General features: G+C 41.7%; 1 protein-coding gene. It reads right to left on the bottom strand.

Going from position 1 to position 1,224, the window contains the following annotated elements; all coding sequences use genetic code 11:
* Positions 1 to 1,224, bottom strand: a 1,224-nt coding sequence (locus V7D78_RS15135) for a tetratricopeptide repeat-containing diguanylate cyclase (RefSeq protein WP_333609293.1), incomplete at both ends; no start/stop codon positions are given.

Genomic DNA, 1,224 nt, shown 5'->3' with positions numbered 1-1,224 from the left:
AAACGCTTACTGATATCAATCAGTACTGCATCACCGGCAGCATGACCGTATTGATCATTAATATTTTTGAAAAAATCGATATCCAAAATCAACAGGCCGGTTGGCAAGGCATCACCATGACGCCGCGCTAAATCCTGACGTTTTTGCATATGCTCTTGCAGCGCACGACGGTTTAATAAACCAGTTAATGGATCGCGCAGCGATTGAAACTCAAATTGCTTGTTGGCCTCGCGCAGCCGTTTGTTAGACATGCGCACCTTGCGATACAACTGAAACAACATTACCCCGGCAAACGCCAGTACCAGACTGAACAAGATGGTGATGCGTTTTTGCAAGGTTTGGTTGGCTAACAGTTGTGCTTTTAAATCGTTTTCTTGCTGTAATATGGTGATTTGCTGGGTTTTAGCCTTGGTATCGAAGCGGCTGTTAAGCTCAGACCTTACTTTGTCACGCTCGGCATTAAAAATATCTTTACGCAGGGTGATTTGCTCAAGCAAGGTTTTAGCTTGTTGTTGGTACATCCCTACTGCGCCGTAAGCCTTTGCCAACCACTCTAATGCATGTTCATATTCAATCTTATTTCCCTGCGATTTATCGAAGTCTAAGCTCTTGTACATGGCATTTAAGCCTGAATCAACATTACCTAGCATGACCTGAATGTATCCCAGGTTAAAATTTATGTAATGCCAATTGTGTTTGTCGCCAGCTTCGTGGGCTTGACCTAAGGCTTCTTCTAATATCTGTTGGGCAGCTGGGTAATCTTCAGTTTCTATCAAAATAGAACCCAGATTATTTTTAAATGTCAGGCTTAAAGAGTTATTATTAAACTCTTTTGCCAACGCCAAGCCTTTTCTATTAGTATTAAGTGCTTGCTCATACTGTTTAAGCTCTGCCTCAACAATACCAAGCCAAAGGTGTAATATGGGGAGATATTGGCGTTGTTGATATTGATTTGCATCATGCATTAACGTTTCAATAAGTTCTGTTGCCTGGCTCCAGTTTTTTAAACTCATATGTACTTGAGTCATCTCCGCCTGAAGCGCTGCACGACGTACTAGAGTGCGCTCGTCATTAGTTTCCATTATGGCATCGAGCGCTTTAGTATATTGCTTTAATGCTTGCTCAAATTGGTTATCAGTAAGATATAAGCTGCCTAGAATGCTGAAGCTGACATAACGTATACGTGGAGAAAGGGCAAGCTGACTAAATAATTCAGTTCTGTCT

Source organism: Arsukibacterium sp. (genome assembly GCF_036735525.1).
Classification (GTDB): Bacteria; Pseudomonadota; Gammaproteobacteria; order Enterobacterales; family Alteromonadaceae; genus Alishewanella.
The sequence above is the reverse complement of the archived record's forward strand: the minus strand, read 5'-3'. Positions and strand labels throughout refer to the sequence as shown.